Annotated in this window: 16 protein-coding genes; 6 read left to right on the forward strand and 10 right to left on the reverse strand. The window is 45.2% G+C overall.

The genetic code is table 11. The features are described from left to right. The first annotated feature begins 211 nt into the window (after positions 1 to 211). Positions 212 to 484 (forward strand): hypothetical protein, encoded by a 273-nt coding sequence (locus ACE1CD_RS12985; protein WP_374824537.1) that lies wholly within the window; start codon positions 212 to 214, stop codon positions 482 to 484. A gap of 76 nt (positions 485 to 560) precedes the next feature. Here the strand turns inward: ACE1CD_RS12985 and ACE1CD_RS12990 are convergent, their stop codons facing one another. The 4 genes from ACE1CD_RS12990 to ACE1CD_RS13005 form a co-directional block, all read right to left on the reverse strand. Continuing rightward, complete coding sequence (locus ACE1CD_RS12990; RefSeq protein WP_374798333.1) at positions 561 to 1694, reverse strand: geranylgeranyl reductase family protein; 1134 nt, start codon at positions 1692 to 1694, stop codon at positions 561 to 563. Between the two features lie 288 nt (positions 1695 to 1982). Beyond that, on the reverse strand, positions 1983 to 2531 hold the full coding sequence (frr, locus tag ACE1CD_RS12995; protein WP_374824540.1) for a ribosome recycling factor: 549 nt from the start codon (positions 2529 to 2531) through the stop codon (positions 1983 to 1985). After that, positions 2518 to 3246, reverse strand: coding sequence for a UMP kinase (gene pyrH / locus ACE1CD_RS13000; protein ID WP_374824543.1), 729 nt, complete (start codon positions 3244 to 3246; stop codon positions 2518 to 2520). The genes frr and pyrH overlap by 14 nt, the downstream gene beginning before the upstream one ends. A 73-nt stretch (positions 3247 to 3319) precedes the next feature. After that, complete coding sequence (locus tag ACE1CD_RS13005; protein WP_374824546.1) at positions 3320 to 3862, reverse strand: thioredoxin family protein; 543 nt, start codon at positions 3860 to 3862, stop codon at positions 3320 to 3322. A gap of 261 nt (positions 3863 to 4123) precedes the next feature. Between ACE1CD_RS13005 and ACE1CD_RS13010 the strand changes: the two genes are divergently transcribed. Beyond that, positions 4124 to 5053: an alpha/beta fold hydrolase gene (locus tag ACE1CD_RS13010; RefSeq protein ID WP_374824549.1), complete on the forward strand. Its 930-nt coding sequence runs from the start codon at positions 4124 to 4126 to the stop codon at positions 5051 to 5053. 60 nt (positions 5054 to 5113) lie between these two features. Here the strand turns inward: ACE1CD_RS13010 and ACE1CD_RS13015 are convergent, their stop codons facing one another. From ACE1CD_RS13015 to ACE1CD_RS13025, 3 genes are all read right to left on the reverse strand, one after another. Continuing rightward, on the reverse strand, positions 5114 to 6460 hold the full coding sequence (locus ACE1CD_RS13015) for an LCP family protein (protein ID WP_374824552.1): 1347 nt from the start codon (positions 6458 to 6460) through the stop codon (positions 5114 to 5116). Positions 6461 to 6894: 434 nt separating this feature from the next. Continuing rightward, positions 6895 to 7269, reverse strand: coding sequence for a hypothetical protein (locus ACE1CD_RS13020; RefSeq protein WP_374798321.1), 375 nt, complete (start codon positions 7267 to 7269; stop codon positions 6895 to 6897). 86 nt (positions 7270 to 7355) lie between these two features. After that, positions 7356 to 8954, reverse strand: coding sequence for a S8 family serine peptidase (locus ACE1CD_RS13025; protein WP_374824555.1), 1599 nt, complete (start codon positions 8952 to 8954; stop codon positions 7356 to 7358). A 110-nt stretch (positions 8955 to 9064) separates the two neighbouring features. On the opposite strand from ACE1CD_RS13025, the gene rpe reads away from it, so the two are divergent. Beyond that, positions 9065 to 9772, forward strand: coding sequence for a ribulose-phosphate 3-epimerase (gene rpe, locus ACE1CD_RS13030; protein WP_374798317.1), 708 nt, complete (start codon positions 9065 to 9067; stop codon positions 9770 to 9772). A 130-nt stretch (positions 9773 to 9902) separates the two neighbouring features. Here the strand turns inward: rpe and ACE1CD_RS13035 are convergent, their stop codons facing one another. Next, positions 9903 to 10091, reverse strand: coding sequence for a CsbD family protein (locus ACE1CD_RS13035; protein ID WP_374798315.1), 189 nt, complete (start codon positions 10089 to 10091; stop codon positions 9903 to 9905). Between the two features lie 315 nt (positions 10092 to 10406). Here ACE1CD_RS13035 and ACE1CD_RS13040 point away from each other — a divergent pair, with 315 nt between their 5' ends. From ACE1CD_RS13040 to ACE1CD_RS13050, 3 genes are read left to right on the forward strand one after another with little or no spacing between them, the layout of a single operon-like run. Beyond that, positions 10407 to 11936: a hypothetical protein gene (locus tag ACE1CD_RS13040; RefSeq protein ID WP_374824558.1), complete on the forward strand. Its 1530-nt coding sequence runs from the start codon at positions 10407 to 10409 to the stop codon at positions 11934 to 11936. Continuing rightward, positions 11933 to 12184 carry a hypothetical protein gene (locus ACE1CD_RS13045; protein ID WP_374824561.1) on the forward strand — a complete coding sequence of 84 codons (252 nt, stop codon included), beginning with the start codon at positions 11933 to 11935 and terminating at the stop codon, positions 12182 to 12184. The genes ACE1CD_RS13040 and ACE1CD_RS13045 overlap by 4 nt, the downstream gene beginning before the upstream one ends. Before the next feature lie 13 nt (positions 12185 to 12197). Continuing rightward, positions 12198 to 12437, forward strand: coding sequence for a DUF2283 domain-containing protein (locus tag ACE1CD_RS13050; RefSeq protein WP_374824564.1), 240 nt, complete (start codon positions 12198 to 12200; stop codon positions 12435 to 12437). 121 nt (positions 12438 to 12558) lie between these two features. Here ACE1CD_RS13050 and ACE1CD_RS13055 read toward each other — a convergent pair whose 3' ends face one another. Together ACE1CD_RS13055 and ACE1CD_RS13060 are read right to left on the reverse strand one after the other, a co-directional pair. Further along, positions 12559 to 13059 carry a hypothetical protein gene (locus ACE1CD_RS13055; protein ID WP_374798311.1) on the reverse strand — a complete coding sequence of 167 codons (501 nt, stop codon included), beginning with the start codon at positions 13057 to 13059 and terminating at the stop codon, positions 12559 to 12561. A 52-nt stretch (positions 13060 to 13111) separates the two neighbouring features. Next, the coding region (locus ACE1CD_RS13060) for an RNA-guided endonuclease InsQ/TnpB family protein (RefSeq protein ID WP_374824567.1) at positions 13112 to 13820 on the reverse strand (709 nt) is incomplete at its 5' end.

A 13820-nucleotide genomic window follows, 5' to 3' on the forward strand; every position in this document is an offset into this window, starting at 1 on the left:
CATAAGCTAATCATCTCAAAAATAAAGAAAAGCTTAAATTACATGGGTACAACTTGACCGAACGATAATCTTTACATCCATTTCTGGGTAAGGGTTTTAGTCTTCTGGAGTTCCCCGCAGCGCGGGGAACTCCAGGTTAAAGTTAGTATTTCATGGATTAAAATCGAAAAAGATATCACCTGATGCTGAGTATTTTCCCACAGCACTTTCTTTGCTAAATGAGTTTTCTGTAGAAGATGCAAATATTGAATTATTGCGAGAAGGTTGGCAGAAAGTTATTAGTGCGATCGCTACCAGCAATCGAGAAGCGGCGTTAAACTTAATAAGTGCGGAAATATGGACACAATTCACGCGGATTGGTATCGCTCATTCACCTATCGATTCGCCGGATAAATTTATCTCAAAATATGCTCTAATCCAAAAACCGGTAGAAAAATCTATCAAAAATAAATCTAAAACCGATACCTCAAAAAAGAAAAAATGAATCATATCGGAACTTACACAAGTGTCACACATACGTAAGTTCCGATTAATTCAAAACTCAAAACTCATAACTACTTTCAACCACCCATACCGGGAATCATACTCTTACTGAGACGTTTGAGAGCGAAGTTAACAACATCGCTGTAACGCAGTTCTCCGCAGAGGATTTTCGCCATAGTTTGGGTAGCGGTAGGTCGTTTTACCCCTACTTTGTAGCCAACTTTAGGAATTTTGTAGAATACACCTGCTAGGCGTTGGGCCCACACCATATCGCTACCCCATTCATCGACAATGACCTGAGTGTATTTTTCCAAAGCATTTAAATCGCCACCGATAGCGCGATCGATCGCCTCCGCCGCCTTCATCCCGCTAAAAATCGAGGGACGAATACCTTCCGCCGTCATCGGATCGACAACGCAAGCAGCTTCGCCAGCTAAAACAGCATTTTGGGTGTGCAGCTTTTGATTTCCATCCCACAAACAAAGCGGATGTCCGTATTGCTTGCTGGTTTTCATATCCACACCGAACATTGTCCCGTATTCACTCAAAATGCTCTTAAAGTCTTGCGGTTCGCCACCTTGGAACGTTCCTACACCGATCGAATACCCATCTGCTTTAGGAAAGTTCCAAATATAACCATTTTTCACCATCCCGAACTCAAAGTAAGTTGTGGTATCGGGATTACCGGGAGGAGGCGTTTCTGCCTCTAAAGCTCCACCCAGTCTGCGTTTGCGCTCCTTGAAACCCAACAGCTTAGCCATTGGCCCTTTGGCACCGTCCGCAGCGATCAGATAGCGACCTTCCACTGGGCCATTAGCTGTCTTGACTTGCCAGCGATCGTTCTTAAATTCAATCCCCGTAACCTCAGTATTATCTCGGAGTTCGGCCCCCTGCTTCTGTGCCTGTTGAACCAGAAAGTGGTCGAAAATATCCCGCCGTACCATCCAAATTGGCTCCATGTTTGTGAGCCTCGCTTCCACTGGGTCTTCCATCTTCCAGGTGTAGCGAATTGTATCTACTTTCAGGGAAATCGCTGGCGAGAAATCAAAATCAAACCATTGGGCGATCGCAGGCGATACACCTCCACCACAGGGTTTATACCGAGGCAAGCTTTCTTTTTCCAAAACTAATACAGAGCGCCCCCGCTTAGCCAAATGATAAGCCGCCGTTCCACCTGCTGGGCCAGCACCGACAATAATGCAGTCAAACATATCGTTGAATTTTTGCTCCTGAGTAATATCTATTGTTAGCTTTTGACTAACTTTCCAAAGTTCCTCAACTTAACAGGAGTTTAACTGGCTTTTGCCGATCGTCGCCAGTATCTGAGAGTTAGTCGCACTGGCCTATCTTAGGATATCCGCGATCGAAAATATTTAAATTACAGCCTGTAATCTCACTTCCGGCTATTTACTGCTTATCTCATCTGCATATACTGCTTTTATCCCCAATGGCAGTCGTTAACTTCAGCATTGGGGTAATTTGGTCAAACTGTTATAGCTTCAGACAGTAGTGATATCTTTCTCTTTCTCAGCTAGCAATGCGTCGATTTTGTTAATGTACTTGTCAGTCAGCTTTTGAATTTTATCTTGCCGATCTTTAGCTTCATCCTCAGAAATATCGCCGCTTTTTTCCTCCTTGCGAATCGATTCTACAGCATCGCGACGAATATTGCGAACTGATACTTTGCCTTCTTCGGCATACTTAGCAGCTACTTTGACTAATTCTTTACGACGATCGCTCGTAAGTTGAGGAATATTCAACCGGATAGTCGAGCCATCGTTGTTAGGAGTTAAGCCGATATCCGACATTGAAATAGCTTTCTCAATCAAATTCAGGCTAGTGCGATCGTATGGCTGAATCGCGATCGTAGTTGCATCCGGAGTATTAATGTTCGCCAGAGATTTCAAGGGTGTTTGGGCACCATAATAATCCACCGTTACTTTATCGAGGAGCGATGCGTTAGCTCTTCCGGTACGGATGGTATTAAAAGCGTGTTGAGTAGACTCAACTGCTTTCTGCATTTTACTTTCAGCTTCAGCTAACTTCATATAAATCTCCCACAATTGTTCCTATAGATTCTCCCATTACAGCTCGACGGATGTTACCCCTGACTGCAATGTCAAAAACCATTATTGGGATATTGTTCTCTTTGCACAGAGCGATCGCAGTACTATCCATTACCCGCAGATCTTGAGTTAAAACGTGCCCGTAGTTCAGGCTTTGGTAGCGTTTGGCACCTGGATTCAGATGCGGATCGGAATCGTAAATACCATCTACCTTAGTTGCCTTAAAAATCACATCAGCGCTGATTTCAGCCGCCCGCAGAGCAGCTGTGGTATCCGTTGTAAAGAAAGGATTGCCGGAACCTGCGCCGAAAATCACCACCCGTCCTTTTTCCAGGTGGCGAATAGCGCGACGCCGGATATAGGGTTCCGCCACTTCCTGCATCGCGATCGCTGTTTGTACGCGAGTCGGAACACTCATTCGCTCCAGAGCATCCTGCAACGTCATCGCATTCATCACCGTAGCGATCATGCCGATATAGTCAGCCGTGGCCCGATCCATTCCTCTGGCAGCCCCCTTAACGCCGCGAAAGATGTTTCCGCCACCCACAACAATGGCTATCTGAACGCCGCCAGCTACCACCTCTGCTACCTCAGCAGCGATTTCCTGAACCACTGTTGGATCGATCCCATAGCCGAGGTTACCCATTAAGGCTTCACCGCTCAGCTTCAGCAAAACCCGCCGGTACGCTATCCCCATGAAATTACTATTTGCTCAACTGAAATTGCCTCCAACTTAAGATAGCAGTAGAAAGCACATTCTGTGTCTATTATCATTGCCACTTCAAAGAGCAGCCGACTGCCTGAGTGTGGGTTGGGCTTACCGTTTCGCCACAGAGGAGCTGGTCGATCGCATTTCGCAAGTAGGATACCTGCACCAACTCCACTGCTTCCGGATTATCGTCGATGCTGCCACTGTAACGCACAACGCTATTGCCATCTAATAAGAAAACTTCCGGCGTTATTTGGGTACCGAAGGAACGCGCCACATCCTGAGTTGGATCGCGCAGATAGGGGAAGTTAAGCTGATGCGTCGCCGCGAAGCTTTTCATATTCTCAAAGTTATCTTCAGGGCTTGCGATCGCATCGTTGGCGTTAATCCCGATCAAAGTAAACCCGCGATCTTGAAAATCCGTCTGGATTTGTTTGAGACGGTTTAAATATAAGTCTACATAAGGACAGCGATTGCACATAAAGATCGCACCGATTGCCCGGTATTTTTGCAAATAACGAGCTAAGTGGTGAACCTCACCATCAATCCCAGGCAGTTCAAAATCTGGAGCATAGCTGCCAATGCGAGTATCGCTTTTTTCCATAAGACTTTTTTTTGATGGGTTAGGGGCTCGGAAAGTCAAAAGTTAAAAGTCAAAAGTCAAAAAATAGATTTACCTCACCACGCCCCACTGACAAAAGCGGTAGAAGATTGCACCAAATTGATTCTGACATAGAAAAATCATAGCGGACAAGCTGCACACCAGTAACTGGCGGCACGATCCCAAACTCCCTTATTGTAAAGAATTGTCACAATAGAAACAGCAAAAATAAAATTGCTTTTGTAGCCAGAATCTAAAATTGCTATGACCGTCTCTGCTTCTACTACCAAAACCGCTACTACAGGGGGGTCTTATCCCCGTCCCTACACTTGGACTTGGCAAGGTTTCCCGATTTGCTATCAAAAGCAAGGAAGCGAAGGCCCAGCAGTTATCCTGGTACACGGTTTCGGAGCTTCTTGGGTGCATTGGCGCAAGAACATCCCCTTCTTAGCCAAAACTTGTCGAGTGTATGCGATTGACTTGATTGGCTTTGGTGGGTCAGCTAAACCGACTCCGGGAGTTGAGATCGAGTATACGTTTGAAACATGGGGACAGCAGATAGCTGATTTCTGCCGCGAAGTCGTGGGCACTCCGGCATTTTTAGTCGGTAATTCTATTGGCTGTATTGCTGCTATGCAGGCAGCCGTAGATAATCCAGATATTGCCAAAGGCGTTGCCCTGCTCAACTGTTCTCTACGGCTGCTGCACGATCGCAAACGCCCTACCCTACCTTGGTATAGACGCTCCAGCGCCCCTTTATTACAGAAAGTGCTTGCTGTCAAGTGGTTTGGCGAGCTATTTTTCGATCGATTGGCAAAGCCAAAAGTTGTCCGCAAAATACTCCTGCAAGCTTATAGAAATCCAGAGGCGGTTACAGACGAACTGGTGGATATGCTCATGGCACCAGCATTTGACCCAGGTGCTGTCGATGTGTTCCTCGCTTTTACGCGCTATTCCCAAGGGCCGCTACCAGAAGACCTTTTGCCAGTTTTACCTTGTCCGGCGATAATTTTATGGGGAACAGAAGACCCTTGGGAACCGATCGCACTTGGGCAAGAGTTAGTCAATTTCCCCCAAGTGCAAAAGTTCATCCGCATTGAGGGCGCAGGGCATTGTCCCCAAGATGAAGCGCCGGAATTAGTCAATCCAATTTTGCAGGAATGGCTGTTGAATAATTTGAGATTTGAGATTTGAGATTGAAATTAAATCTGCCATCTGAAATCTGAAATTTGAAATTCCCCGATTAGCGATCGACTAATTGGATAAATTTTTCTTTTGCAACCAGTCCTTGCCGATCTTAATCGTAATATCCGATCGCAGATTGCCAGTGCTTTCTACACGCACTTCCCCAACTCCCAGAGATTGGCGAATAGCCTTAGCACCCTCATCGTCCCCTTGCTGAGCGACAATGCGCGTTTCGGACAAAGGTTCTACCCAAGCATCGGCAATGTAAACATCGCGATAGCCCGCTTGTTTCAGTTGATCGACTATCGCCTCAGCCGCTCCCGGTTGACCGGTGCTGTCTTGAATTGCTATTCTCAGGTCGCTTGGGTCAAAAGCGCGACGATTCTTTTTATTCGTTGAGTCATCGCTATCAAAATATTGGCTGACCATCCTTTCAATGCCACGGCGATTCGGTAGCCAGTAACTAGCCTCAAACTGAGCGGCATCACTAAAATCACCCGGTACCATCAACATTTGGATATTCGATCGATTCGTCTTGACACCAAAACCGACCAAGGCAACTAACTCTTCCACCGTTAAGTTTGTATCAATATGAGATTGAACCACCGAGAGAATTTGAGGCACTTTACCCAGAGTAGCCGGATTGAGCGCTTGTTCCACTAAAGCTCGCATTACCATTTGTTGCCGCTGTACCCGACCGATATCGCCCAGCTTGTCGTAGCGAAAGCGCAAAAAGTTCTGAACTTGAGGGCCGTTGAGGTGTTGCTTCCCTGGCTTAAAATCGATGTAAAGGTGTTGGGTATCATCCTTATACTTCATTTCCTGGGGTACGAAGACAGTCACACCACCCAAAGCATCGATCAATTTTTCCACACCTTGAACGTTGATGCGAACATAGCGATCGATCCTGATCCCGCCCAACAAATTGCTTACCGCTCTAGCACTCAGGGCTGGGCCACCAGAAGCATTGGCCGCGTTAATTTTGGTAACGCCCAACCCCTCAACTAAAGTACGAGTATCGCGGGGAACTGAAAGTACAATTAATTTTTGGGTTTGGGGATTAAAGCGCAGCAGGAGCATTGTATCGGAAAGACCCTCAAAAGAATTGACTACCGGGTCGTATCCATTGTTTGCCGGATTGGGTGCCTCACCTATTTCGGAACTGAGAACTTTTATTCCCAACACTAAAATATTGACCGGTCGGGTTAACTCTGGCAAGCGCAGATTGGTGGTCGATATGTCACCTTGAGAGAAAACAGCTGCTTCTTCAGCACTCAGTTGAGCTTGCATCAAGGGTTTAGTGGAAAGAGACACTGCCAGCAGAGCTCCTGCTGTTGCCGACAGCATAGCGATTCCGGTCAAACCAAACCCAAGCCAGAGCCAACGTAGATGGTTTGCTTTGGCAGGTTGACTCATAAATGATGGGCTTGTTTTTTGTCCCATAGAAAATAGAGCCGTAAATTTTCGAGTTGGCACTGGCTTCCTCACACACTAAAAATTCGCAGATCTGTAGGGGCGGGTTTAATTAGTATAAATATACACATTTTATAGGTTGAGTATACAAGCACAAACCCGCTCCTACTTATGAGATTTTGCAACCAGAATACTCATACCAGTATTTCCTACGCTTTGGTACAAAATCAGGGTAATTATTTTCAAGGCCACTGCACGAGTTGTAATTCCATATACAGAAACGCTCACGCGCTTGTCAATCCTGGTAGGATCTTGGATATGAAATGCGATTGCGTAGTAGCTGGAAAGAAATTTGTTACCCCATTAGTATTCCCTACGAGAATGCGACCCTGATAGGACTATGCAACCGAAAACCAATAAGCTGGCAAACTTGGCAATTAAGATAAATATTTACCAACCACCCGGTCAGCTATTTGACTGACGATCGGAATGCGGAGGGATTGCCGCTGGGAGAAACGAATCATCAACCAAACACTCACCACGAAGTAACTAGAAGTAAGCAAGCTATTCATCAATAATAGGGGCAGTTTCATCGATTCCGAAGCATCTGCCCCAGCACCCAACAAAATATACCCTAATAGCCAGCTCAGGGCTAGTGTCACGGACAATCTACTGACAGCTTGTCGATACCGCGTACCTTGACGCCGGTATAGTGTCCAGAGCGCGGGGAAAAAGCCGATGATTGGTGTCAAATATATAAATAGCTCTACACGCTTGAGGTCTGGGTTTTCAAAGGGATCTGAGTTTTTCATAGTAGTAGGTAGTACGTAGTAGGTAGTGGGTAAGTAGTCGTGATGCCGCGCTAAAGTGCAACTAGGTACCCATTACCTGCTACCGATTACTTTTGCGGTGCAGTCCACCAAGCTATAGCGTAAGGCTGAGTTACCTCGTTCACTTTTTGGCGATAGTGGACTCGGATTTTGTAACGACCTGTTTTGGGAACGGGGCAAAATATATGTTCGACGCTATCGACTTCGCTGACAGAGGCGCAGATTTTAGCGGCTGAGTCGTTACTGTCGGCGGGTATGAGATAGAGGTCGAGGTTGTTCAAACCGCGATCGCGAAAAGTTTCTTCTAGATCGTACTGACCGTTTTTGTTGGTATCGTTTAGCTCTACCATTCTGTCCCATGCCAGGGTGATAGAGGCAAAACTTCCCTCCTGCAATGGTTTGTCCAACACATAGTCAACAGAAGAGCCAGCTTGCGCTTTGTTGTAATCCCAACCTATGGCTGGGGCGGCTTCCGATGGTTTCCACTGACCGCCTGCAAATTGCTCAACAGCACGGAAAGCGTTGAGCTGACCGGTTCCCATTTGCAAATCTAGGGGAACTTTATCATTTTTATAGGCATCCGAATCCAGCCAAGTACGGTTGCTTTTGTCAGTAATGGTTTTGCTCATACCGAGTTGCAAACCTTCGCCTTTATCTTTGAGTTTGTCGGCTGAGTTGAGCAAGACAACTTTTGTGACTTCGTGACGGCGGGAATCAATGCTCCAATGAGGTTGGCGGGTACTGAGCTGGCGATCGCCAAATTCCTGGATGAGCGCTACTGTGGCAGTAGCGTGGGGCGTTGCCAAACTGGTACCGCTGACTTTGCTGATGGTACCATCTAGGTTGAGGACGGTGACATCGTGTCCGGGTGCAACCAATCCGATCGAGCGACGCCCTCCGACATTAATCTCTCTACCTACCAACCTACTCACAATTCCTTCCGCGATATCGCCGATGTTGGCAAAGTCAACTTTGGCAAAAACTCCATTGATGCGCTTGGTAAACGCTACGTTGACACCGTTGAAGTTATCCGTAGGAATCGGTATTCCTCCGCGTCCCTGATTGCCTGCCACCATATGCAGTACGTCGTAGACGCGAGCAGACCAATCGATACATTGGGTCAGGAGGGCGTTGCCGTCCAAAACTGCATCCGGTCGCGGGTCTCGTTCTAGGGATTCGCCAAAGCTGTAGTTAATCGCTCGCACGTCGCCGCCGTTTTGCTGGGCTACGTACTGAGAGGCTAGGCACTCTTCCGGTTGACCGCTTTTGTCCATCGCACCAACAGCAGAAGAGTAAAGCCTTGCGCCTGGTGCGACTCCCGGTACGGCTTTGGATGTGCTGATCATCATACCTGCAACGCTGAAGGCGTGCGGGTCTACGTCGGTATCTGTTTTGGCTGGGGTATCTCGCCAAAATACTCGCGCTACGGAGACGACGGTATGATTTTGGCTGCCTGTTTTGTCGATACCGAACTGTCCGGGGCGACCTATTTCTACTTGACCGATCGCGATTTTGCGCCCGGTCAAATTATAAGGAGATTTGTGTAGCCGTAGGGCATCTATGCCAGACTCGTCTACCGATGAGTTGTTGTTGAGCGCTACTACTGGCGTACATAGCCAGGTGGCGCTCAAACCCAAAACAATCCACGCCTTATTTTTCTTTAGCATCTGCTGCGCTCATCAAAAGTTTTTCCCGGTAAAGGGATGAAACTAAATTGGGGCTGTGTCAACTTTTGTTAAAATGCTTACAACTGAGGACGCAGGAGAGATCTTAGGCCATGACCCAAACCCAATCCCACAAACCTATTGTTGTAGCTCCCTCTATACTATCAGCGGATTTTAGCCGTCTGGGGGATGAGATTCGCGCTGTTGATGCTGCTGGGGCAGATTGGATTCACGTTGATGTGATGGATGGGCGCTTTGTCCCCAACATTACGATCGGTCCGCTGATTGTGGAAGCGATTCGCCCGGTGACGAAAAAGCCTCTGGATGTCCACTTGATGATTGTGGAACCTGAGAAGTATGTGGAGGAATTCGCTAAGGCTGGTGCTGATATTATCTCGGTTCACGCTGAGCATAATGCTTCTCCTCATTTGCACCGCACTCTGGGACAAATCAGGGAGTTGGGTAAGCAGGCGGGTGTGGTACTCAATCCTTCTACTCCTCTGGAATTGATTGAGTATGTGCTGGAACTTTGCGATTTGATTCTGATTATGAGTGTCAACCCCGGTTTTGGCGGTCAAAGTTTCATTCCGGCTGTGGTGCCCAAAATTCAGAAGCTGCGTCAAATGTGTGATGAACGCGGTCTCGATCCTTGGATTGAGGTGGATGGCGGTTTGAAGGGTAGCAATACCTGGCAGGTTTTGGAAGTTGGTGCGAATGCGATCGTCGCTGGGTCTGCTGTGTTTAAGGCGAAGGATTATGCTGAGGCGATCGAAGGTATTCGCAATAGCAAGCGTCCGACTCCTGAATTAGTAACTGTCTAAATATAGATGGTTTTTCGATCGTAAAAATAAGTCAGATATGGATTTTCTTTTCCTGTCTGACTTATTTTTTTGGAACAATTCCGTAAGAATATGTAGTTTATGCAATTAACAGATACAAGCCAGGTAAAGATTACATTTTGTCAATAAACTTTTTGGCTTTATCTTTGAGGTTTTCTACCGTGTGCATAGCTTCAGCTTGTATTTGCTTGGCTTTGCCTTCGGTTTTGTGTTTGGGATTCTCCGTAATGTTACCTAAAGCCTCTTGTGCTTTCCCTTCAATATTTTTGGCGATCGCTTTGGCTCTGTCTTGCAAGCTCATATTGCTTCTCCTTGTTGTTTGTGAGTAAATACTTAAAGAACCATTACAACTTTATTAGTTGCTATTTACAAAATTGTATTCAAGATAACATAAAGTTAATGTATTTATCTGCCCGCAGAGATATGCGATCGCAGTCAACCCCTGTATGCTTCAGAGCTTTAGGGTTAAGATCGATCGAAAGAAATGACAGGAGCTTTTTCGGTGCTAGAAGTTCTGGGTGGTTTGCTGTTTGGGACGGCCTTATTTGGGGGTAGTGCTGCGGGTGTTGCTGTTTCTGGCGTTTTGGGCAATCTTTCTCATGCGGCGGTGTGTAAGTTGTTTGAAGCGGTGCGCGATCGCACCCTCAAATCCTCGCCAGACAACTATGATTTACAAAAGGCGCTACTGTCGGCGTTGCTCAATGGCATTGTCGCCACAACGGATAGTTATCTCAAGGCTAACAAAACCTTGCCACCTTCAGATAAAAAGAAAATAGAGCAGTGGCGAAAAGAGCGTATTGCTGACATTAAGCTGAAAATTAGAAATGTAGAAACACTACAATCGCCAGGAGTGAGTGAAGAAAGCTGGAGTAAGTTGCTGAGTGCAGATGAACAAGAACTCAAAGGTTTGAGTCAAAAGCAACGAAGTCAAGAATTGCGACAACTCAAAACCGAGTTAGAGTCAGAGTTACAGCTAAATAAACTGCCAGATGATTTTCGCCAACACTTTGAGCAAGAGTGGTTGCCTCTTGTTTGTTTATATTTAGCCGAAGAAATTAAAAAACCTGATTCTCGCGTAGGTGCAATTTTGCAAGTTGAGTTATTGCTAGATGTTCAAACTGGCGTGCAGCGATTAATAGATTTATTCGGCAATCCTCAGCATTTTTTAGGTGCAGTGCAAGTAATTGATTTTGATGTTGAGGTAATGCGGCAAGAAATGAGAGATTTGGCGGTGCAAATTCAAGCTCGGTTAGATGAAGTTGGAGAGAAGATAATTGAACGTTTAGATAGTGGATTTGAGGGAATGGATAAACGGTTTGATGAAGTAGTGGAATTGTTGAAGGACAAACAGAACCAGAACAAAACTTTAGAGATTGATGGAAAAATTACAATATTTGGGCCAAGACCTTCAGGCAAGATAACTTTTTTGACTACTTTAGCTTACTTTTTTTCGACTGCTGAATCAAGCAGGTTAATTGATTATGCCAGAGATATTTTACAACAAGGGTTTACGTTGCCAGCGCCACACCGTATAGAAGAATACTATTTTTCTATTGTTTTACAGCCACAATTTAGTGCGGTAAATGTAGAATTAAATTGTGAATATTGTCTTGTTCCAGGAGAGTTTTTTCAACATTTCTACAAATTTAAAAATGATCACCCTGGGGCATGGGGTTCATTTATAAATGAATTTACATCACAACGTTTAGCATTGATAATTGATGCTAATTCCCAACGAGATAGCGATTATGCTAAAGTTATTGCATCACTACAACAAGAACTAAATGCTAAAACAACGTCTAGCGAAAGGATAAAATATCGGATAGCAATTATATTTTCTTGTTTCGATCAGCCGGAAGTATGGCCTTATAGAAAGGATTTAGAAAATTTTACCGCTTTTAAATTTTCCAAAACACGAGATGCTATCGAAAAATGGATTGTTAATTGGGGATGTTCATCTGCTTATTTTGCTTGTTCTGCATTTGGTATGATTGGTAATACTTCTACACCAAATTGTCATGGAGAGTATGGAGGTATTGCACAACCTGAAGCTTGGAAACCTTTTGGTTTAGTTGCTCCAATATACTGGCTTTTAACAGGCAAGTATGAGGAAAAATTTTTGATATATAAGGAATTAAGTGAATGAGCGTTAGGTTACATCCCCATGCTCAGACAAGATTACTTGAGCGTGGTGCAACAGAGGAAGAAGTAATTGCTACTGTAGAAAGTGGTACTCCATTTGCGGCTCAATTTGGTCGCAGTGGTTTTAGGCGTAACTTTCCGTTTAATGCAGAGTGGCAAGGAAAGGTTTATGCTATGAAGAAAGTTGAGGCTATAGCAATCAAGGAAAACGAAGACTGGTTAGTTATTACCGTAATCGCCAAACTTTTTTAAGGATCAACTCATAATGAAAATCACTTACAATCCAAGATACAACATTGCTTATATCTGCCTGCAAGAAAAGACGACACAGGTAGAAACAATTCAAGTCAGTGAAGAAATGAATGTGGATGTTGCACCAGACGGAAGTATTTATGGTATTGAATTGCTGAATGCCAATCGGCAATTAGCAGCCGATCGTCAAGGAAAGTTGATTGTAGTGAATGAAGCGTTGGGAGAATCTACTGAGATTAAACTGGCACTATAAAAACAAAAGATAGATGAAACGGAATACAGACTTTTCTGGCCAGCCGAATTTTTAGGCAAACACAAAGAAACCCGGTTTCTTGGAGAAACCGGGTTTCTATATCGCGGGTTTCTAAATTGCGCTAATCCAGAAAACCCATCAAATCTTGACCTGCGTCAATATCATTTGAGGCTACCGGACGCTCGCCAAAATTTAAAATGGTTTCGCTAATTTTGAGGGTGCTGGCGGTAACTGGACGAATACCAGAAAAGTTGATCGTCTCGACAACGGTCAGTCCGCTGGACATAATGGGACGAATCCCACCCATATTTACTGTTTCGGTAACTTTCAGGTGGCTGGATTCTACGGGACGAATGCCTGCACTGCGGAATGTTTCGCTAATGGCAAGGTTAGCTGTGCCGATCGGACGATCGCCAGGTAAAGGCGCTAGGGATTCGGACTCTGGAGATTCCGGTGTTGAGCGTGCGATCGCAAGCGATCCGTTCGTTGAATTCTGGCTGTCTTTGGCTTCAACAGTATCTGCTGGCATAGTTTTTTGCTCTTTAGTTTTGGAACTCTTCTGACTCCGGGTGTCGTTGGCGATCGCAGTATCCTTAACTTCGGTAGTCTTGCTAACGCTCATGCCTAACACCTCTGGATTTTTTACTGACTTTGCTAATGACTGGGGAAAACCCTTATTCGGGATTTCCGCTTGTAATCTGAGTGTGAACTACTCCAACTCTCGCTGACGCTATAGTTGGAGCTTCCAATTTCACAGAAGAATGCCTCACCTTAGACTTGCGTCCTCGGTTTGGTCTGACTTCCTCTCCATTGGCGTAAGCCTCCCCCGTCCCAGAGGAGGAAAGCATTCTGATTCCCTCTGCTCGAATGTTTATAGCAGCATTACCGTCCCTATCGTGATGAGTACCACAGTGGGAGCAAGTCCATTGTCTTACATCCAATGGCAATTCTGGAATTTGATAATGACAATTCGAGCAGAGTTTGGAACTAGGGAAACATCTATCAATCTCAATCAACTTTCCACCACTACGTTCTAATTTGTAGCTCAGGAAATTCACGAAGGTTCCCCATCCTGTATCAGATATTGCTTTGGCTAGTTTGTGGTTACGAACCATGCCCTTGACGTTGAGGTTTTCGACTACCACAACTTGATTATTATCAACTATCTTTCTGGATAGTTTGTGTAAGTAGTCTTGACGGACATTGCTAACTCGTTCGTATCGCCTAGCTACAGTCTTCATTGCTTTTTTCCGACGGTTGCTACCTTTGGTCTTACGGGCAGCAATACGTTGTTTTTTAGCTAAATTCTTTTCATGCTTAGATAAATGTTTAGGATTGGGATATTTGGATGTCTTTTCCCCATCATAAGTTACAGCAAAATCT

The organism is Aerosakkonema sp. BLCC-F183 (assembly GCF_041929145.1).
Lineage (GTDB): Bacteria > Cyanobacteriota > Cyanobacteriia > Cyanobacteriales > Aerosakkonemataceae > Aerosakkonema.